Here is a 19,061-nt window from a genome sequence, read left to right on the forward strand (position 1 = left end):
TCGCTTCAGGGCGGAGGCTCCGGCCAGGCGCTTGGCCTGACCGGAGTTGTTTCAGGAGTCCGCCTCCAGGCTGGCGCTGGCCGGTGGACCATCAGTAACGCCGTGGTGCCGTCAGCGCGCCACCCGCCGCACCGATACCGCCGCCGACCAGGGCGCCCGTGCCGACGTTGCCGCCGGTCAGCGCACCGACGCCAGCACCGGCACCGGCACCGAGCAAGCCACCCGACACCGCCCGCCCGCCCGGGCTCTGGCCGCAGGCCACGAGGCTGAGCGACACGGTCGCTGCCAATAGCACTGCCTTGAATGTCTGCTTCATGGTCACCTCCCGCTTGATGAACGGGAAACGTACCAGTCGGCCAAAAGCCGCTTCCGGCCTGTTCACGTCTGCGCTTCCCTCAAGAGCAGGACGCTTCGGGCAAGCCCGCGCGTTGCCGGATCGCGGTCCCGGGTCAGGCGCAGGGTCAGCGGGTGTCGCCGGTAAGGTCGGCCCGCGGCACGACGGCGCCGAGCGCCTCCAGCGCCGCCCGACTGCGGCGGGCGACGACCAGCAAGGCCGGCAGTTCGCGGGGCTGGCGAAGCAGGGCGAGCGCCACCCGCCCGGCCGCCGGCCGGCCATCCGCCGTCAGCCCGACGGCGGCGGCGCGCGGCAGCACCTCCTCCGCCGTGTCGGCCACGGCTCGCAGCGCGGCGAAGGGCAGGCGGCGGGCGGTGGCGAAGGCGGCGGCCGCCTCGGTTTCCAGGTCGACGATGAGGGCGCCGGTCGCGGCCCGCAGCAGCCGCTTGCCGGAAGGCTCGCCGACCACCCCGGCCGCGCCGGCCACCATGCCGAGCCGCGCGCCGCAGCGCCGGGCCAGCCGTGCCGACCAGACCGGATCAGCCGCATAGGCCCCGCCTGGCCCGCGCACCCGCGTGGCGACCACCAGATCGCCGGTGATGAGCGAGGGGTCGAGTCCGCCGGCGATGCCGAAGCTCAGTACGCCGGAGATGTCCTCCGGCTGTTGCTGCAACAGGGTGCGCAGGCGGGCCGGATCGCCGCCGCTGACGACGACGCGCAGCCCCTTCGGCAACAAGGCTGCCTCCGACTGCATGCCGACAACGGCGAGGATGGACGGGGCGCTCATGCTGCGGCGCAGTATAGACAAGGCAAGCCAGCGCTGCCCACCCCACGCCGGCAAGGTTTACCGCGGCTGGACGACCTCCACGCCGCCCGGCAGGGCGAGGCCGCGGGCGCGCAGGCAGTCGCGGAAGGCGCGGGCCAGCAGGACCCGTTCCTCGCGGTTCAGCCGGTCGTCATTCACCGAATTGCCCAGCATGCGCTGGCGGTTCAACGCCGTCACGCTGGGGGAGCGGCGGGCCTCCTCGTGGCATTCCCGCTCATCCGGCGTTTCGGGCGGCCGTTGCGGGCCGGGGCCGAAGACACTGTTGTAGAGGCCGCAGCCGCCGAGCGGCAGCAGCAGGGCGAGCGCCGCGGCGGCGCGCCTCACTGCCCGGCCTCGGCCAACCAGTCCTCGATCAGCCGGCGGGCGATGCTGTCGCCGCGCGGCAGGGCGAAGCCATGCGCCTCCGGGTTGCGCATCTCCTCGACCGTGAACCAGCGTGCGTCGCGCAGCTCCTCCGGGTCGATGGTGATCTCGTCGCTCAACCCCTCGGCGTGGAAGCCGAGCATGATGGAGGCGGGAAAGGGCCAGGGCTGCGAGGAATGGTAGTGGGCGTCGCCGACATCGATGCCCGTCTCCTCCTTCACCTCGCGCCGCACCGCCTCCTCCAGCGTCTCGCCCGGCTCCACGAAGCCGGCGAGGGTCGAGTACATCACGCTGTTGGGGAAGCGGGTGGAATGGCCGAGCAGGCAGCGCCCCTCGCGCACCACCAGCATGATGACGGCCGGGTCGGTCCGCGGGAAATGCTGCGTGCCGCAGTTGGTGCAGGCCATGGCATTGCCGGCCGAGCGCGGCTCGCAGCCGGCGCCGCAGACGCCACAGAAGCGGTGCCGGGTGCGCCAGTGCATCAGCCCGCGCGCATGGGCGAGGACGCTCGCCTCGCCCGGCGGCAGCAGCCCGGCGACGGCGCGGAGGTCGGTGAAGGCGCCCATTCCCTCCGGCAGCAGCGGCAGCGGGTCCTCCGCCTCCGAGCAATCGACGGCGAAAACCGGCCGCCCCTCCCAGAAGCCAAGGAAGGCCCAGGGCCCGCCCGCCATGCGCACCGCCTCGGCCGCGGCGCCGGTCAGCAGCACCGCTTCCGGCGCGCCTTCGGGCACGCCCTTCATCAGGCTGCGGCTGCGCCAGACCGGGACGAAGAGCGTCTCCGCATCGGCCAGGGCGGCCTTGATGAAGGCGGCATCCTCGCGGCGGTTGGACGCGCGGTCGAGGGGGCTGCCGGAATAGGCGTTGGGGCGGCTGGCGGGAATGGAGAGCATGCGGGACGGACGGTGCCATGCGAGGGGCGCGGGGGCAACGGGCGGACCGAAGAGCCCGGCTTGTACGAAGCCCCCCAGGGCATGATATGGTGCCCCCGGAAGGTCGGCGGCGGACGGGCTCCCCGCCAACCCGGTCAGGTCCGGAAGGAAGCAGCCGTAACGGGTTCTCGCCCGGGTCGCTTGCCGGCCTTCCACCCTCTCCCCGGCCCGGCGGGCCAGATGCACGGGATGCCGCCGCGCCGATGTCCTCATCCCTGTTTGGCACCGAAGACCCGCCGCCCGAGGACGCCCTCCCGGAGCCGCCGGCCGAGGGCCCCGGCCTCTTCGGCGAGGCCCCGCCCCTGCCGCCGCCGCCCGCCCCGACGCCGCCCGCCGCCCAGGCGGATGCGCCCTATCGGGTGCTTGCCCGCAAGTACCGCCCCAGCACCTTCGAGCAGCTGATCGGCCAGGATGCGCTGGTGCGCACGCTTCGCAACGCCTTCGCGCAGGACCGCGTGGCGCATGCCTACCTGCTGACCGGCGTGCGCGGCGTCGGCAAGACCACCACGGCGCGGATCATCGCCCGCGCGCTCAACTGCATCGGCCCGGACGGCAAGGGCGGCCCGACGCCGGAGCCCTGCGGCGTCTGCCCGGAATGCAAGGCGATCCTCGCCGACCGCCACCCGGATGTGCAGGAGCTCGACGCCGCCTCCAACAACGGCATCGACGACGTGCGGGAGCTGCGCGAGCGGCTGCGCTACCGCCCGGCCCAGGGGCGGTTCAAGGTCATCATCCTGGACGAGGTCCACATGCTGTCGACGGCGGCGTTCAACGCGCTGCTGAAGACGCTGGAGGAGCCGCCGGCTCAGGTGAAATTCATGCTGGCGACGACCGAGCTGCGCAAGGTCCCGGCCACCATCCTCAGCCGCTGCCAGACCTTCCACCTGAAGCGCGTCCCCCAGGCGGAGCTGCGCGGGCATTTCGAGCGCATCGCCGGGCTGGAGCAGGTGACCGTCGAGCCGGAGGCACTGGCGATGCTGGCCCGCGCGGCGGACGGCTCGGTGCGCGACGGGCTCTCGCTGCTCGACCAGGCGATCGCCCTCGGTGGGCCGGAGGGGCAGGTCACCACCGAGGCGGTGCGCGACATGCTCGGCCTCGCGGACCGCGCCATGGTGCTGGAGCTGATGGAGGCGCTGATGGGCGGCCGCACGGCGGAGGCCCTCACCCTACTCGACCGCGCGCATGAGCGCGGCGCCGACCCGGCCGTGGTGCTGCAGGACCTGCTGGAGCTGACCCATACCCTCACCCGCCTCCGCAGCGTCCCCGGCCTGAAGGACGACCCCTCGCTGACCGAGGGCGAGCGGACGCGGGGCGCGGCGCTGGCCGAGCGCCTCTCCGTCCCCGTGCTCGGCCGTGCCTGGCAGATGCTGCTGAAGGGGCTCGGCGAGGTGAACGAGGCGCCGGACCGCCGCGCCGCGACGGAGATGGTGCTGATCCGCCTCGCCCATGTCGCCGAGATGCCGACGCCCGGCGACCTGGTGCGCCGCCTGACCGAGGGCGGCACGGTGCCGGCCAACGCCCCCCGCCCCGCGCCGACCGGCAATGGCGGCGGGATGCGGGCGGTGGCCAATGGCGCGCCGGTGCTGGCCGATGCCGTCGCCACGCCCGACCTCGCCCAGCCGCGGAGCTGGCGCGAGGTGGTGGCGCTCGCCTCCGGCCGCAAGCCGATGGTACATGCCCATCTCGTCCACAGCGTCCATCCCGTGCGAGTGCAGCCGGGGCGGATCGAGATGCGGGTGCAGCCGGACACGCCGCGCGACCTGGCCACCGAGCTCGGCGCTCTGCTGCTGGAGCGCACCGGCCAGCGCTGGACCATCGCCCTCTCCAATGCCGAGGGCGAGCCGACCCTCGCCCAGCAGGGCCGCGAGGCCGATGCGGAGCGCCGCAGCCTGGCGCAGAGCCACCCGCTGGTGCAGGCGGTGCTCGCCGCCTTCCCCGGCACGGTGATCGAGGCGGTGCGCGATGCCGGGGCGGATGCCTACGGCCTCACCGCCGTCGCCACGGAGGCGGATGGCGAGGGCGAACCACCGGATTTCGACGATGTTCCACCCCCCGACGACGACGAGAGAGAATAGGGCAGCGCCATGAAGAATCTCGGCAACATGCTGAAGCAGGCCCAGCAGATGCAGTCCCGCATGGCGGAGATGCAGGCGAAGCTGGACGCCACCACCGTCGATGGCGCCGCCGGCGCCGGCATGGTGCAGGTGACGCTGACCGGCAAGGGTGACCTCAAGCGCGTCGCCATCGACCCGAGCCTGATGGCGGCCGACGAGCGCGAGGTGCTGGAGGACCTGCTGGTCGCCGCCCATGCCGATGCCAAGCAGAAGGTCGAGGCCATGATGGCCGAGGAGATGCAGAAGGCGACGGCCGGGCTGAACCTGCCGGGCGGCCTGCCGGGCGGCTTCAAGCTGCCCTTCTGATGAATGAGTGACCGGCCCGCCGATCCGATCGAGCAGCTGGTCGGGCTGCTCGCCCGCCTTCCCGGCCTTGGCCGGCGGAGCGCCCGGCGCGCGGCGCTCAAGATGCTGATGCAGCCGGACCGGGTGATGCTGCCGCTCGCCGCCGCGCTCCAGGCCGCGGCGGCGGCGGTGCAGCCCTGCGGCACCTGCGGCAACCTCGATGCCCGCAACCCCTGCCGCATCTGCCGCGACCCACAGCGGGACCGCGGGCTCATCTGCGTCGTCGAGGGCGTCTCGGAGCTCTGGGCGCTGGAGCGGGCGCATGCCCATCGCGGCCTCTACCATGTGTTGGGCGGCACGCTCTCGGCGCTCGGCGGCGTCGGGCCGGAGGACCTCGCCGTGCAGCCCCTCCTCGCCCGGATCGAGGGCGCGGAGCCCAGGGTGGAGGAGGTGATCCTCGCCCTGCCCGCAACGGTGGATGGGGCGACGACGGCGCACTACCTCTCCGACCGCCTGGCCGGCACCGGCGCGCGCGTCACCCGCCTGGCGCAGGGCGTGCCGATGGGCGGGGCGCTCGACGTGCTCGACGAAGGAACGCTGGCGGCGGCATTGAAGGCGCGGCGCTCGCTGTGATGCCGCCTATCAGACGATGAAATCGCTTTCGAGCAATTGTGCCTTGGAGATGCCGACGAGATAAAGGTAGTCGAGGCCATCGCCGAGGGAGATGTAGGTGCTGCCGGCGCCGTCATCGACGGCCTTGGCGATGACGGTGGCGGCGTTGGCGTAGCGGTAGGCGGAGACGTCGACCTTGTCTTTCGTGGGATTGAACTCGAAGACGATGTCGTAGGAGACGGCACCGGACTGGCGCGGGTCGACGATGATGGTGTTGTCGCCGCGGGCAACGTAGTTGCCGATATCGGTGACGCCGAGGGTCGACAGCGAGATGAAATCGATGCCGTCGCCGGCGCGGTAGGTGTCGGAGCCGCCGCGGCCGAAGAGGACGTTGTTGCCGGAGTTGCCGATCATCTCGTTGCCGAAGATCGAGCCGACGGCGGTGGTGCCGGTACCGTTCGGGTCGTCGGCACCCTCGGCGATGACGACGCGCTCTGCGACCGAGTAGACATCCCAGTAGAAATTCGCGGTGGAGACGATGGTGTCGAAGCCGCCGAAGCCATAGGCGGCATAGGCTGGGATGTTGCCCTCGTCGACCAGATCGAGGCCGCTGTGGACGATGTAGGTATCGCTGCCGGCACCGCCGAGCAGGACGTTGCCGAAGCCGGCCGGACTGGAGCCGCCGTCGAGCGTGTCATTGCCGGCTTCGCCGATCAGGAGGTCGATCCCGCCGCCGCCCGCCACGCTATCATTGCCAACGCCGCCATAAATGTAGTCGGCGCCGGCGCCCCCGGTGAGCGTATCGTCGCCACCCTGGCCATAGAGCGAATTGCCGCTGTCGTTACCGGTGATCTGGTTTCCCAGCTCGTTGCCGACGCCAAAGCCCGCAGTCGCGCCGGCGGTCAGCATCAGGTTCTCGACGCCGGCCATCAGATTGAGGCTGATGCTCGACCGGATGGTGTCGATGCCATCCCCCGGCAGCTCCGTGACCGTGTCGCCGGCGCCATCCACCACATAAGTGTCGTTGCCGGCACCGCCGGACATGACATCGTCACCCGTGCCGCCATCCAACGTGTCGTCGGAGGTGCCGCCAGTCAGCGTATCCGCGCCGGCATCGCCTTGGAGAAGGTAGTGGCCGTCATCGGCCGCGATGATCAAATCCGTCCCGTCGCCGCCGGAGAGGGTCGCGTCGCCGCCCTGCCCGGGGAAACACTCGATGACGTCGTTTCCGTCATCGCCGTGGACAAGGATGACACCGCCCGGACTGGTGAAGGTCTGGCCAATCTGATCATCGCCCATCCCGCCACGGACCGTGCCGCTGCTGCTGGCGAAGATGATATCGTTGCCGGAGCCGCCATCCATGCTGTCGGTGCCCGTGCCGCCCAGGATAACGTCGTCTCCGTCGTTGCCCAGCAGCGTATCGTCACCTGACCTGCCATACAGCGAGTCGCTACCGGTCCCGCCGTCCAGGCTATCGGCCCCAGCCGCCCCGCCATCCAGCGTGTCATTGCCCGAAAGGCCGAGGATCGTGTCGTTGCCGAGGCCGCCCAACAGGGCTTCGGCGGCAGCGGTGCCGTTCAGGAACAGGCCAGCCAGGGAGGTACCTTGGGGATCATACCCAAGGTTGGCTTGGGTCAGCGCGCTGGTGGCCACGCCTTTGAGGATGACCAGTGGGACGTACCTGTCTCCTCCGCCATCCTCGTCCCATTGGACGATGGTATCGCCTTGCTGCGCCACCAGTCGCAAGTATCCGGCCGGCCCGAAGGGGTTACCAAGGTCGACGCCCAGGTCACGGATCGGTCTCAGCAGATCCGCAAAGTCGAGGATATCGCCGCCAGCGCCAGGGACGAAATCAGTAACCAGGATCGCGTCGGCCTCGGTCACCCCAATATGGACGGGCGGCAGATAGATCGTGTCCTGACCGGCGCCGCCGATGATCGTGGTGGGGCCGTTCGGGCTGATCCGGTCGTTGCCGTCACCGCCGTCGATCGTATCGCCGAAGCTGCCGATCAGGGTATCATTGCCGCCAAGCCCGGACAGCGAGTCGAAGGGTCCGCCCTGCAGGAAATTTTCGCCCGAGACGTCGATTAGCGTCGCCATTTTTGGCTTCCAACCCTATGACACGATCCAAACTTGCGTTCCGGCTATCAACCACAGATTTGTAAAATGAGAGTTAATTTTCATTCCAAGCAGCAACGATGGATTCTTCACAACTTGCAGGCGGGTTCGATCGTGCTGGCGCTTATGAATATTTTGCATCGACGTTGCGATTTCCTTACTATCTTCTGGTATTTCGGCTCGTGCTTTTTTACCGGTGTAGACCTTTGATTGGAGCCGACCGGCGCAGCTTTCGAGGGATCCCAACCCAATTCAGGGCCATTTACAGATAATGACCGACTTGCTCCCCCATGAAGCGATCGTCTGGGCGTTCCGTATGCTGATCGGGCGCGATCCGAAGGATGAAGGCGAAATCGAGCTGCACAGGCAGCATCCCGATGTCGACTCCTTGCGCACGGCCTTTCTGAGCACCCCCGAGTTCCGGCTGACCTTCTCGAAGTTCGGGCCGAAGCAGCCTTACTGCGCTCCGCTCTTCCTGTTGCAGAAGCCACAAGATCCGGCACTTCCCTGGCGCTTCACGCCGCCTTCACTGCAGGAGCCAGTGTCTCAGCTTTGTACTGCCGGACAAATGGAAGAGCCCTGCTTCGCTGAACTTTGTGCTGCACTCGACCTGCCCGTAAGCCAGCATCGCAAGATCTGGGAATTCTGCTTCCTTGTTGCTGCGATGAAGGCGAACGGCCTGCTCCGGCCTGGATCGAGGGCGCTCGGCTTCGGTGTCGGGACGGAACCGCTGCCCGCTTTCCTGGTGAAACATGGCATGAGCGTCCTTGCGACCGACGCACCGCTCGACGTCGTGGAGGGCCAGGGTTGGGAAACGTCCAACCAGCACGCGACGGGCATCGAGGCGCTGGACCGACCGGCCATCATTCCCTTCGAGACTTTGCAGCGTCAGACCCAGTTCAGGGCGCTCGACATGAACGCCATACCGGATGACCTCGAAGGCTTCGACCTATGCTGGTCGTCATGCGCGCTCGAGCACCTTGGCTCGATCGGTCATGGTCTGCGCTTCATCGAGGAAAGCCTGCGGCCGCTGAAGCCGGGCGGCTTTGCCATTCACACGACCGAATTCAATCTTTCCTCCAATACCGATACCCTGGAGGCACCCAATCTGGCCTTCTTCCGCAAGCGGGATATCGAAGAGCTGGCCAGCCGGCTCGTTGCGGCTGGCCACCAGGTTTCGCCGCTCAACTTCCATCCGGGCGAGGCTGAACTCGATGCTGTCATCGACCTGCCGCCCTACGCGCTGCCGCATCTGAAGTTACTGGCTGCCGACTACGTCACCACGTCGATCGGCCTGGTCATCCGCAAGGCGGGGGGCTGACCAGGGCAGATCAGCTTGGGCTTTGGCCAAAATTCACCGGCTCCAGGCGGGACAGATAAAGCATCGTATCCTCTCGCTCGGCCAAAAGGCGTTCTGGCCGAGCCGGCCGCACCACGGCGTCGTCATCGAGCTGGCGCAGCGGGAAGGCGGCCGAGATCTCCTCCAGCATGCGCTGCGGGTCCCGGCAACGGAGGGCGTTGAACTCCAGAAGAATCTTGATATCGGGACTGCGCCGAATAAGGTCGCCAATGCCAGACCACAATACTTCCTCGGCTCCCTCGACGTCGATCTTCATGAAATCAACCGCACCGACCGCCAGATCGTTCAAGGCGAGCGTTTCGACCTCGACTTCGATAATGTCGCCATCCGTCGCGGACGCGCCCCCCATCAGGCTGCCATTCTTGGGATCGCGGACCGAAGCGCGGAACTGCAAACGATCGCCGCTACGCCCGGCAACGGCCTTCGCTTCGCACTCGGTCCAGCGGCTGAAGCCATTGATGTCAATATTGCGTTGCAGCAAATCGAGTAGCCAGGGGTTGGGCTCAATGGCAAGGACCTTGCCGCCAGCACCAACCAAATCCCCCATCAAAACGGTATAGTATCCCAGGTTTGCACCGACATCGACAACGGTCATCCCCTTGCCGACGTTACGCCAGATGAAATCACTTACCCAGTATTCCCAGTAGCCATCCATCATCAAATGCGGTGCAAGGCCACGGTCCCGGCAATCAACGAAGAATTTGTAACGACCAAGAATACGGCACAATATGGTCTCGGGGTCGATCGAAATCGTATGGCATCGCCGCCGTATCGCCGCTTCGAGGCCCCGGCGATCATGGGAAGTGATTAAATCCTCGATGCTTAAAAGATCGAGTTGTTGGTCCAGCGACATCAAGTGCCCCCATGCATGGCGCCCGAACAGCCAATACGATGCCGTTCCGGAATTCCAAGGCACCATAGGGGGCGGTGGCTGGACGGTTCAACAACAAGAAGCCGTCCCCCAACGAATTGGGGGACGGCTCACAACACCAAGCAGGTGCTCGCCAATCAGTCGTTGGTCGCGTCGCGGACCTTGTCCTTGGCGCCGCCGACGGCGTTCTGCACCTTGCCCTCGGCCTTGTCGGTCTTGCCTTCGGCCTGCAGGGCAGCGTCGCCGGTCACCTTGCCGGCGGCATCCTTCACCGCGCCCTTGACCTGCTTGCCAATGCCTTCGATGCGATCCTTGTCCATGGCTGGCACTCCCCTTTGGCGCACCGCGGCATGCGGCGGCTTCGAGGGACAGAACGCAATGAGGGAGCGAAAGGTTCCGGGTTACGATCCGGTCACAGGCCTTCCAGCGCCGCCTCCACCGCGGCGCCGAAGCGCTCGACGATCGTATCCACCTGCTCGGCCGTGACGTTGTAGGGCGGTGCGAGGATGGCATGGTCGCCCTGCCGCCCGTCGATGGTGCCCCCCATGGGGTAGCAGGCGAGGCCGCGGGCATAGCCCTCCATCTTCACCCGCTCGTTCAGCTTGAGCGCCGGGTCGAAGACCGCCTTGCTGGCCCGGTCGGCGACGAATTCCACCGCCCAGAACAGGCCCCGCCCGCGGATGTCGCCGATGTGCCGGTGGTTGCCGAAGCGCTCCAGCAGCCGCTGCTCCAGCCGCGCGCCCATCTCCCTGGCATTCTCCAGCAGTTGCTCCTCGGCGATCACCCGCTGCACCGCGAGCGCCGCGGCGCAGGCGACCGGATGCGCCTGGTAGGTGTGGCCGTGCATGAAGGCGCCGGAGCCTTGCAGGAAGGCCCCCATCACCCGCCCATGTACCAGGATGCCGCCGATCGGCTGGTAGCCGCCGCCGAGCCCCTTGGCGACGATCTGGATGTCGGGCACCACGCCTTCCTGCTCCCAGGTGTGCATGGTGCCGCAGCGGCCCATGCCGCTCATCACCTCGTCGAGGATGAGCAGCGCGCCGTGCCGGTCGCAGACCGCCTTCATCGCCGGGAAATAGCCGGGCAGCGCCGTGGCGCAGCCGAGCGTGGCGCCGACCACCGTCTCCGCCATGAAGCCGATGACGGTGTCAGGGCCGAGGCGCTGGAACTCCGCCTCCAGCTCACCGGCCAGGCGGGTGACGTATTGCTCGTCGCTCTCGCCCTCGCCCTGGCCGCGATAGGCATAGCAGGGCGAGACATGGCTGAAGGCCGGCGAGAGCAGCGGCTGGTAGGGCGCGCGGCGCATCGCATTGCCGCCGGCCGAGAGCGCGCCGAGCGTGTTGCCGTGGTAGCTCTGCCGCCGGGCGATGAAGCGCGTCCTCTGCGGCTGGCCGAGCTCAAGGAAATACTGGCGCGCCAGCTTGATCGCCGCCTCGTTCCCCTCCGAGCCGGAGGAGCAGAAATAGGCATGCGTCAGCCCGCCGGGCTCGTGGCCGACCAGCACATCGGCCAGCGCCTCGGCGCTCTCGCAGCTGAACAGCGCGGTATGCGCATAGGAGAGCGTGTCGAGCTGCGCCTTGATCGCCTCGATCACCTTCGGATGCCCATGGCCGAGGCAGGCCACGGCCGCGCCGCCCGAGGCATCGATGATCGCGCGGCCATCCTGGTCGTAGAGATGGATGCCCTCGCCCCGCAGGGCGAGCGGCGGGTCGGCATGCAGGCTGCGATGGATGAGGTGGCTCACGGTGGGACCTCCGGCGCGGCAAGGCGGCCAGGGTTCCATGATTCCGAAAGCCGCTCAACACGCGGCCGGGCAGCGACTTCAGGGCATGGTGCGAGGCGCCGTCGTCTGCGGCGTCGGCGCGATGCGGCCGTTCTGGTCGGGCGTCGCGACCCCGTTGGTCCGGCGCGGCGCTTCGGCGCAGGCGGCCATAAGGGCGAGCAGCAGCAGCGGGGCGGCGAGGCGCATGTTTCGTCTCCAGGGCGGTTGCAACAGGGGCAGAAACCCCGTCGCCGCCCGAAGTTGCTCAGGGTGCCGTCAGCACGCCGACCGTCGCGCCCGCCATGCAGCAGGCGATGCTCGCCGCGACCAGCGCCTTCAGCCCGAGCCGCAGGATGTCGGCCCGGCGTTCCGGACACATCGCGGCCATCCCCGTCACCATGATCCCGACCGAGGCGAAATTGGTGAAGCCGCAGAGCGCATAGGTGAGGATGACGCGCGACCGCTCGGCAAGACCTGCCCCGCCGCTCGCGGCGAGCTGGAGGTAGCTGACGAACTCGTTCACCACCACCTTCACGCCGAGGCTGGCGCCAACCGTCGCGCATTCCGCGGCCGGGATGCCCATGGCGAAGGCGAGCGGCCAGAACACCCAGCCGGCGATGGCCTCCAGCGTCCAGCCCGTCAGCGGCTGGAGGATGCCGTTCGCCAGCGCCACCAGCGCGACAAAGACGATGAGCGAGGCCATGATGCCGAGCAGCAGCTGCAGGCCATCCGCCGTGCCACGCACCAGCGCGTCCATGGTGCTGTCGTAGAGGCGGGGGGCCTCCCCTTCCGGCCTGGATGTCGCCATCGCCTCCCGCTCCGGCAGCATCAGCAGCGCGGCGAGGATGGCGCCTGGCGCCGAGACCAGGCTCGCCGTCAGCAGCTGCCCGGCCGCATCCGGAACCACCGGGGCGATCATCGTCGCATAGACCACCAGCATGTTGCCGCTGATGGTGGCGAGGCCGGCCACCATGACGACGAACAGCTCCGCCTCGGTCAGCCGCCCGAGCCAGGGGCGGATCAGCAGCGGGGCTTCCACCATGCCGACGAAGACATTCGCCGCGACCGAGAGGTTGCAGGCCCCGGACAGGCCGAACAGCCAGCCGAGGCCACGCGCCAGCCCGCGCACCACCAGCGGCATGACGCGCCAGTGGTATAGCACCGCAGAGAGCGCGCCGACCAGCAGCACCAGCGGCAGCGCCTGGAAGAAGAGGATGAAGCTGCCGCCCGGCACCGTCTCCGCATAGGGCAGCGGACCGCCGCCGAGATAGCCGAAGACCAGCGTGGTGCCTGCCCGCGTCGCCCGCGCCAGCGCATCCACTGCATCGCCCACCAGGGCGAAGCCGGCGCGCAGCGGCGGCAGGTGCAGCAGCGCCGCGGCAACCAGCATCTGCCCGAGCAGCCCCGCCACCACCACGCGCGGGCGCACGCCGCGCCGGCAGCCGCCCAGCACCCAGGCCAGCAGGCAGAGCGCCGGCAGCCCGGCCAGGGATTGCAGTTGCAGCGCGCTCATTCGGCAGCTCTTGCCGGGGCCGGCGGATCCATCTCCACCGCCTCGATGCGGGCGGCGGTCGCCAGGATCTTCTGCGCGGTGATGCCGATCTGGTCCATGTCGGACTGCGCCTCGCCGAAATGCCGGCGGAGGTTGGCGACGCGCCGGTCGAGCCGCCCCGTTTCCTCCGCCAGCCGCGCCACCTCCAGCCGGAGGTGCTGCGCCTCCGCCCGCAGCCGTACGTCGCGCATCAGCGCCCGCATGGCGCCGAGCACCGCCCAGAGCGTCCCGGGCGAGACCAGGTAGACGCCGCGCCGCGCCGCCTCCTGCACCAGCCCGCCATGGAGCGCGTGGAGGTCGGCATGCAGGGCTTCGGAGGGGAGGAAGATCAGCGCGCCCTCCGCCGTCTCGCCCGGCCGGATGTACTTGCTCGCCACGTCGTCGACATGACGGCGGATGTCGGAGACCAGCCGCCGCGTTGCCTGCACCCGCGTCCCGTCGTCCATGGCCGTGCGCAGCGCCTGCCAAGCCTCGAGCGGGAATTTGCTGTCGATGGCGATGGGTCCGGGCGGGAAGGGCAGGCGGATCAGCGCGTCGCAGCGCGTGCCGTTGGAGAGCGGGTGCTGCCAGGCCCAGCCCTCGGCCGGCAGGCGGTCGGCCAGCATGTCGCGCAGCTGCACCTCGCCGAAGGCCCCGCGCGCCTGCTTGTTGCCGAGGATGCCGGCGAGCGTCGTCACCTGCCCGCCCAGCGCCTCGATATTGGCCCGCGCGGCATCGATGACGGCCAGGCGCTCATGGATGCGCCGGGCGCTTTCCTGCGTCCGGTCGGCGCTGTCGGCGAGGCTGCGGGCCAGGCGCTCGTTCTGCTGCGCCACCGCCTGGTCGAGCCGGTCGGACAGCGCCTCCATCCGGTCGGCGAGCAGGGCTACGCCCTCCCCGCCGCCGCGCGGGCGGAAGGCGAGCACCAGCAACCCGCCGGCGAGCGCGGCCACGACGGGCACCAGCAAGGGCAGCAGCCAGTCCGGCACGCAGAGCACTCCCCGATTCGCGGCCGAAGTCTCGCATGTTTCACGCCGGGATCAGGACGCTAGGCGGAATTCCCCGTCCTCGCCGAGCAGCATCAGCCGGCCCGTCGCCACGCCGAAATGCCCGCCATGCAGGCTCAGCCGGCCGGCCCCGACAGCCTCAGCCACCCAGGGGAAGGTCATCAGGTTGCGGAGCGAGATGCGCACCGCCTCGTGCTCGCCCTCGGTCTGCTGCTCGGCCGGGTCGCAACGCAGCACCCGCTCCCGCGCCTCGGCGGCAATGCTGATCCAGCCGACGACGAAGTCCTGCGCCTCGGGCGGCGCGCCGTGCAGGAGCGCCGCGACGCCGCCGCAGAGCGCATGGCCGAGCACCAGCACCCGCTCCACCTTCAGCACGCGCACGGCGAATTCCAGCGCCGCGCTGGTGCCGTGGAAGGCGGCGTCCGGCATGTAGGGCGGCACCAGGTTGGCCACGTTGCGGACGACGAAGAGCTCGCCCGGCGCTGCCGAGAAGATCATCTGCGGATCGACCCGGCTATCGGAGCAGGCGATCACCAGCGTCTTCGGGCTCTGCCCGCGCTCGGCCAGTTCCTCGAACCGCGCTTTCTGCTGCGGCCAGGTTTCCTCGCGGAAGCGGCGATAGCCGTCGATCAGGCGTTGCATGGGGTTCCTGCTGCGCTGCGATGATGATTCGCCCGATGTGTTCCGACCGGGGCCGGAATCAAGCCCGGCTCAGTGGCGGAAGTGCCGCATGCCGGTGAAGACCATGGCGAGCCCCGCCGCATCGGCCGCCGCGATCACTTCGTTGTCGCGCATCGAGCCGCCGGGCTGGATCACCGCCGTGGCGCCGGCCGCCGCCGCCGTCTCCAGCCCGTCGGCGAAGGGGAAGAAGGCGTCCGAGGCGACGACGCTCCCGCGGGCCAGCGGCTCGGCGAGGCTGGCGGCCTTGGCCGCCGCCTCCGACTTCCAGGCGGCGATGCGGCTGCTTTCCACCCGGTTCATCTGCCCGGCGCCGATGCCGACCGTCGCCAGCCCCTTGGCATAGACGATGGCGTTCGACTTCACGTGCTTGCAGACGCGGAAGGCGAAGAGCAGGTCGGCCATCTCCTGCTCGCTCGGCGCCCGCTTGGTCACCACCTTGAGACCCGCCGCCTCGACGCGGCCGGCATCCCGCGACTGCGCCAGGAAGCCGCCGGAGACGCTCTTGAACACGCGGCCGGGCACCGCCGGGTCGGGCACGGCGCCGGTCAGCAGCAGGCGGAGGTTCTTCTTCCGGGCGAAGACCGCCTTCGCGGCTTCGTCCGCATCAGGGGCGACGACGACCTCGGTGAAGATGGCGGTGATCCTTTCCGCCGCCGCCGCATCCAGCACCCGGTTCGCCGCGACGATGCCGCCGAAGGCCGAGACCGGGTCGCAGAGCAGCGCCCGGTCCCAGGCCGCCGTCAGGCTCTCGTCCACGGCCACGCCGCAGGGATTGGCGTGCTTGACGATGACGATGGCCGGCCGGTCGAACTCGGCGACGCATTCGAAGGCGGCGTCGGTGTCGTTCAGGTTGTTGTAGGACAGCTCCTTGCCCTGCACCTGCCGCGCGGTGGCGATGCCCGGCCGGTCGCTGCCATCGGTGTAGAAGGCCGCCTGCTGGTGCGGGTTCTCGCCGTAGCGCAGGCCCTGGCGCAGCACGCCCGCGACGGCGAGGCGGGGCGGGAAGGCCTCGCCGAGTTGTCCGGCGAACCAGCCGGAGATGGCGGCGTCATAGGCCGCCGTCCGGGCATAGGCGGCGGCGGCCAGCCGGCGGCGCGTCGCCAGCCGCGTGCCGCCCTCGGCCGCCATCTCGGCCTGCACCTCGACCAATTGCGCGGGCTCGGTCAGCACGACCACATGCGCGTGGTTCTTGGCGGCGCTGCGGATCATCGCCGGGCCGCCGATGTCGATGTTCTCGATGCAGTCCTCGAAGCCGGCGCCGCCGGCGACCGTCGCCTCGAAGGGGTAGAGGTTGACCGCGACGAGGTCGATCGGCGCGATGCCGTGCTCGGCCATCTGCGCCCCATGCTCCGGCAGGTCGCGCCGGCCGAGCAGGCCGCCATGCACCTGCGGCACCAGCGTCTTCACCCGGCCATCCAGGATCTCGGGGAAGCCGGTATGCTCGGAGACGTCCTTTACCAGGATGCCGGCTTCGCGCAGCGCCCGCGCGGTGCCGCCGGTCGAAAGGATCTCCACCCCCTGCCCGGCCAGGAACCGGCCGAATTCGAGCAGCCCGGTCTTGTCGGAGACGGAGATCAGGGCACGGCGGATGGGGACGAGGTCGGTCATGGATGGCGCTCCGCGGGTCGCGGCGGGGCATAGACCCGGGGGCGGCGCGGGGCAACCTTGGGGGAGGGGCGCTGCCCCTCCCGGGTCCTACCGCAGCGGCGGCAAGGGCGCCCGCTGCACGCCACCGCTCGCCACCGGCGGCGGCCCGCTGCCGAGCGTGCCCGGCGCGGGTTGCTGATAGGCCGGCGCAGGCTGCTGATAGGCGGCCGGCCCCGGAGCGGCCATGCCGCCCCTGCCATCGAAGCGCATCAGCGCCGCCCGCAGCGGGTCCGCCCCTGGATTGTGCACCTGCATCGCCACCACGATCTGCCGCGGCCCGACCTCCTGCCGGTAATAGGAGCGGTTCCACTCGCTTCGCGCCGAAAGCAGCGTCCCCTCCAGCGTCAGCCCGGCATAGAGCCCGCGCGCCCGGGCGAAGGCGACGATATCCGCGCCCACCGCCGCCGTCGTCGCGCCCTCGACCGAACCGCCGAAGGTAGCGAAGGCGAGCGAGGCATCCGCTCCCAGCTTCAGCTGGCTGTCGAGCAGCGCAGTCAGCGCCCGGTCGTTCATGATGAGCATCAGGATCTGCAGGTCCTGGATGCCCGCCTGGAGGCCGAAGCTGCCCGATCCCATCGAATAGAAGGCCGGCGAGGACCAGGACCCGGCGGCATCCCGCCCGACCATCACGCAGCCGCCGCCCTCGCCGCCGAAGAAGAAGCCGCCACGGAAGATTCGCGGGCAGACCAGCACGGCGCGCGCCCGGTGCAGCATCTGCGCCGCCTTCAGCCGGTCGTTCCCCTCGCCAAGGATCTCCTGGACGGAGAGCGTGGCCCGGTCGACCAGCGTCTGCTCCTCTCCCCCGGCCGGCACGCCGCCCGCGCAGCCGGTCAGCATCGCCAGGGTCATGCCCAGGATCATCAGACGCCGCATGAAGCTTCCCCACCAAGCCATGGATTTCAGTGGCGGAAGCTAACCTCGTTTATCCCCGCTGTCCAAAGCTTCGCCGGCACGGCTTGTCCGCAGCCAGGCAAGAAGGCCGGTCCGCCGCGACATTTTGTTACGATTAACGAAGTGTTTCCAAAAGTGCATACTCAATCTTAGGTTGTATTGTTCGCCACGGTCACCCGCCTTGTGCGTCCATCGGCAAAAGGAGTCGAGCCATGGCTGACTACGCGTCCATCATCGGCGGCAACGGAGGCCATCTGGCCTTCGACGAGGTGCCGCGCGGCATCGACGCCTTCTACCATGTCGAAACCGCCCTCCCGATCCTCGACCTCTCCATGCGCAGCGGCGACAGCTATGTCGACGGTGCCGGCAACGCCAACCCGCTGCATGTCCTTCTCGGCAAGGGTGACGACACCGTCCATACCGGCAGCGGCGACGACAGCATCTTTGGCGGCAAGGGCGACGACAGCATCGATGCCGGCGACGGCCGCAACTTCGTCATCGGCGGCCAGGACCACGACACCATCAGCGCCGGCCATGGCGACGACACGCTGAGCGGCGACAAGGGGGATGACGGGATCTGGGGCGGCGGCGGCCAGGACTACCTCGCCGGCGACGACGGCAACGACTTCCTCGATGGCGGTGCCGGCAACGACACGCTTGACGGCGGCAAGGGAGACGACGACCTGTATGGTGGCGCCGGCAACGACTCCCTCATCGGCGGCAAGGATGACGACCTGCTGAACGGCGGCGAGGGCCGCGACACCCTCCTCGGCGGGGCCGGTGACGACACCTTGTCCGGCGGCGGCGGTGCCGATGTTCTGTTTGGTGGCGACGGCCACGACTTCTTCTACTTCGGTGACGATTTCGGCTATGACCGGATCACCGACTTCTCGACCGGAGACAAGCTGATGTTCGCCTCGGACATCAACGGCTCCGGCATCATGACGCCGAAGGACCTGGCGCCCTATGCCAGCGGCGACCACGCGGCAACGAAGATCACCATCGGCGACAACACCATCGTCCTGCACGGCATGGACAAGGATGTTTTCCTCAGCCACCTGACGCAGTGGGTGAAGATCTTGTAGCCGGAGCCTATTCGAACTCCGGCATCACCCAGGGCTCCTCGTTCACCGCGGAGACGCGCCAGTCTCCGCCATGCCGCTCCAGCCGCGTCACCCCGAGGTTGCGGATGGAGAAGGCCAACGCCTGGTGCCCCGTCAGCCCCAGCGCATGGGCGATCGCCGCCCGGATCGAACCGCCATGCGCGACCACCACCACATCCTCGCCCTTGTGGGCTTCCGCCAGCCGGTCGAGCACCCCGCCGACCCGCGCGGCGACAGTAGCGAAGCTCTCGCCGCCCGGCGGCTCCTCCTCCGCCGCATGCGGCCAGAAGGGATGCGCCGGGTGCCGCAGCTTCGCCGCCAGCGCCTCATGCGGCAGCCCCTGCCACTCGCCGAGATGCTGCTCGGCGAGGTTCGGCTCGGTGGCCATGTCCTGCTCCGGATAGCCCGCCGCGAAGATCGCCGCCGCCGTCGCCCGCGTCCGCGCCAGGTTGGAGGTCACCCACACCGCCGGCCGCGGCAGCCGCGCCGCCAGCCAGCGGAACAGCGAGGCATCCTGCTTCAAGGCGAGGTCGCAGAGCGGCACGTCCATCGCGCCGTAGAAGAGCGTCCGCGCCTTGGGCTCGACCAGGGCGTGGCGGATCAGGTGGAAGCGTGTTTCCGGCATCG

Annotated in this window: 20 protein-coding genes and 1 other RNA gene; 6 read left to right on the top strand and 15 right to left on the bottom strand. The window is 69.3% G+C overall.

Annotated features, from left to right (window positions below; translation table 11 throughout):
- Positions 1–91 precede the first annotated feature (91 nt).
- The 4 genes from LH62_RS07170 to nudC all read right to left on the bottom strand — a co-directional run bounded on the left by LH62_RS07170 (position 92) and on the right by nudC (position 2,413).
- Positions 92–382, bottom strand: a complete 291-nt coding sequence (locus tag LH62_RS07170; protein WP_236552498.1) for a hypothetical protein — start codon at positions 380–382, stop codon at positions 92–94.
- Between the two features lie 79 nt (positions 383–461).
- Positions 462–1,121, bottom strand: coding sequence for a hypothetical protein (locus LH62_RS07175; protein ID WP_052213845.1), 660 nt, complete (start codon positions 1,119–1,121; stop codon positions 462–464).
- Positions 1,122–1,178: 57 nt separating this feature from the next.
- Entirely contained in the window at positions 1,179–1,484 is a 306-nt protein-coding gene (locus tag LH62_RS07180) for a hypothetical protein (protein ID WP_043360233.1), read from the bottom strand.
- A complete protein-coding gene (gene nudC / locus LH62_RS07185) occupies positions 1,481–2,413 on the bottom strand; it encodes an NAD(+) diphosphatase (protein ID WP_043360234.1) in 933 nt (310 codons plus the stop codon). Before nudC ends, LH62_RS07180 begins: the two co-directional genes overlap by 4 nt.
- 100 nt (positions 2,414–2,513) lie before the next feature.
- Between nudC and ffs the strand changes: the two genes are divergently transcribed.
- From ffs to recR, 4 genes are all read left to right on the top strand, one after another.
- Positions 2,514–2,606: signal recognition particle sRNA small type (ffs, locus tag LH62_RS29120), an RNA gene on the top strand.
- A 49-nt stretch (positions 2,607–2,655) separates the two neighbouring features.
- Entirely contained in the window at positions 2,656–4,527 is a 1,872-nt protein-coding gene (locus LH62_RS07190; RefSeq protein ID WP_052213847.1) for a DNA polymerase III subunit gamma/tau, read from the top strand.
- Positions 4,528–4,536: 9 nt separating this feature from the next.
- Complete coding sequence (locus LH62_RS07195; RefSeq protein WP_043360235.1) at positions 4,537–4,872, top strand: YbaB/EbfC family nucleoid-associated protein; 336 nt, start codon at positions 4,537–4,539, stop codon at positions 4,870–4,872.
- A 3-nt stretch (positions 4,873–4,875) separates the two neighbouring features.
- A complete protein-coding gene (gene recR, locus LH62_RS07200) occupies positions 4,876–5,484 on the top strand; it encodes a recombination mediator RecR (protein WP_043360236.1) in 609 nt (202 codons plus the stop codon).
- Positions 5,485–5,493: 9 nt separating this feature from the next.
- On the opposite strand, the gene LH62_RS07205 is transcribed toward recR, so the two are convergent.
- Complete coding sequence (locus LH62_RS07205) at positions 5,494–7,563, bottom strand: calcium-binding protein (RefSeq protein ID WP_043360237.1); 2,070 nt, start codon at positions 7,561–7,563, stop codon at positions 5,494–5,496.
- Positions 7,564–7,852: 289 nt separating this feature from the next.
- Here LH62_RS07205 and LH62_RS07210 point away from each other — a divergent pair, with 289 nt between their 5' ends.
- Positions 7,853–8,902 (top strand): class I SAM-dependent methyltransferase, encoded by a 1,050-nt coding sequence (locus tag LH62_RS07210; RefSeq protein WP_052213851.1) that lies wholly within the window; start codon positions 7,853–7,855, stop codon positions 8,900–8,902.
- A 10-nt stretch (positions 8,903–8,912) separates the two neighbouring features.
- On the opposite strand, the gene LH62_RS07215 is transcribed toward LH62_RS07210, so the two are convergent.
- The 9 genes from LH62_RS07215 to LH62_RS07250 form a co-directional block, all read right to left on the bottom strand.
- Positions 8,913–9,794 (bottom strand): FkbM family methyltransferase, encoded by an 882-nt coding sequence (locus LH62_RS07215; RefSeq protein WP_043360238.1) that lies wholly within the window; start codon positions 9,792–9,794, stop codon positions 8,913–8,915.
- Positions 9,795–9,949: 155 nt separating this feature from the next.
- Positions 9,950–10,132, bottom strand: coding sequence for a CsbD family protein (locus tag LH62_RS07220; protein ID WP_043342193.1), 183 nt, complete (start codon positions 10,130–10,132; stop codon positions 9,950–9,952).
- Between the two features lie 92 nt (positions 10,133–10,224).
- Complete coding sequence (locus LH62_RS07225; protein WP_043360239.1) at positions 10,225–11,556, bottom strand: aspartate aminotransferase family protein; 1,332 nt, start codon at positions 11,554–11,556, stop codon at positions 10,225–10,227.
- 78 nt (positions 11,557–11,634) lie between these two features.
- On the bottom strand, positions 11,635–11,781 hold the full coding sequence (locus tag LH62_RS31040; protein WP_160299790.1) for a hypothetical protein: 147 nt from the start codon (positions 11,779–11,781) through the stop codon (positions 11,635–11,637).
- A gap of 58 nt (positions 11,782–11,839) precedes the next feature.
- Positions 11,840–13,087: a NupC/NupG family nucleoside CNT transporter gene (locus LH62_RS07230; protein ID WP_043360240.1), complete on the bottom strand. Its 1,248-nt coding sequence runs from the start codon at positions 13,085–13,087 to the stop codon at positions 11,840–11,842.
- A complete protein-coding gene (locus tag LH62_RS07235) occupies positions 13,084–14,094 on the bottom strand; it encodes a DNA recombination protein RmuC (RefSeq protein ID WP_236552499.1) in 1,011 nt (336 codons plus the stop codon). Before LH62_RS07235 ends, LH62_RS07230 begins: the two co-directional genes overlap by 4 nt.
- Before the next feature lie 51 nt (positions 14,095–14,145).
- Complete coding sequence (locus LH62_RS07240; RefSeq protein ID WP_043360243.1) at positions 14,146–14,754, bottom strand: carbonic anhydrase; 609 nt, start codon at positions 14,752–14,754, stop codon at positions 14,146–14,148.
- Positions 14,755–14,823: 69 nt separating this feature from the next.
- Positions 14,824–16,401 (bottom strand): bifunctional phosphoribosylaminoimidazolecarboxamide formyltransferase/IMP cyclohydrolase, encoded by a 1,578-nt coding sequence (gene purH, locus LH62_RS07245; protein ID WP_043360245.1) that lies wholly within the window; start codon positions 16,399–16,401, stop codon positions 14,824–14,826.
- An 87-nt stretch (positions 16,402–16,488) separates the two neighbouring features.
- Complete coding sequence (locus LH62_RS07250; RefSeq protein WP_082012400.1) at positions 16,489–17,313, bottom strand: lipid-binding SYLF domain-containing protein; 825 nt, start codon at positions 17,311–17,313, stop codon at positions 16,489–16,491.
- A gap of 230 nt (positions 17,314–17,543) precedes the next feature.
- Between LH62_RS07250 and LH62_RS07255 the strand changes: the two genes are divergently transcribed.
- On the top strand, positions 17,544–18,416 hold the full coding sequence (locus tag LH62_RS07255; protein WP_052213858.1) for a calcium-binding protein: 873 nt from the start codon (positions 17,544–17,546) through the stop codon (positions 18,414–18,416).
- 7 nt (positions 18,417–18,423) lie between these two features.
- On the opposite strand, the gene LH62_RS07260 is transcribed toward LH62_RS07255, so the two are convergent.
- Complete coding sequence (locus tag LH62_RS07260; protein ID WP_043360246.1) at positions 18,424–19,059, bottom strand: histidine phosphatase family protein; 636 nt, start codon at positions 19,057–19,059, stop codon at positions 18,424–18,426.
- Positions 19,060–19,061: the final 2 nt, after the last annotated feature.

This window comes from Belnapia sp. F-4-1, assembly GCF_000802185.1.
Lineage (GTDB): Bacteria > Pseudomonadota > Alphaproteobacteria > Acetobacterales > Acetobacteraceae > Belnapia.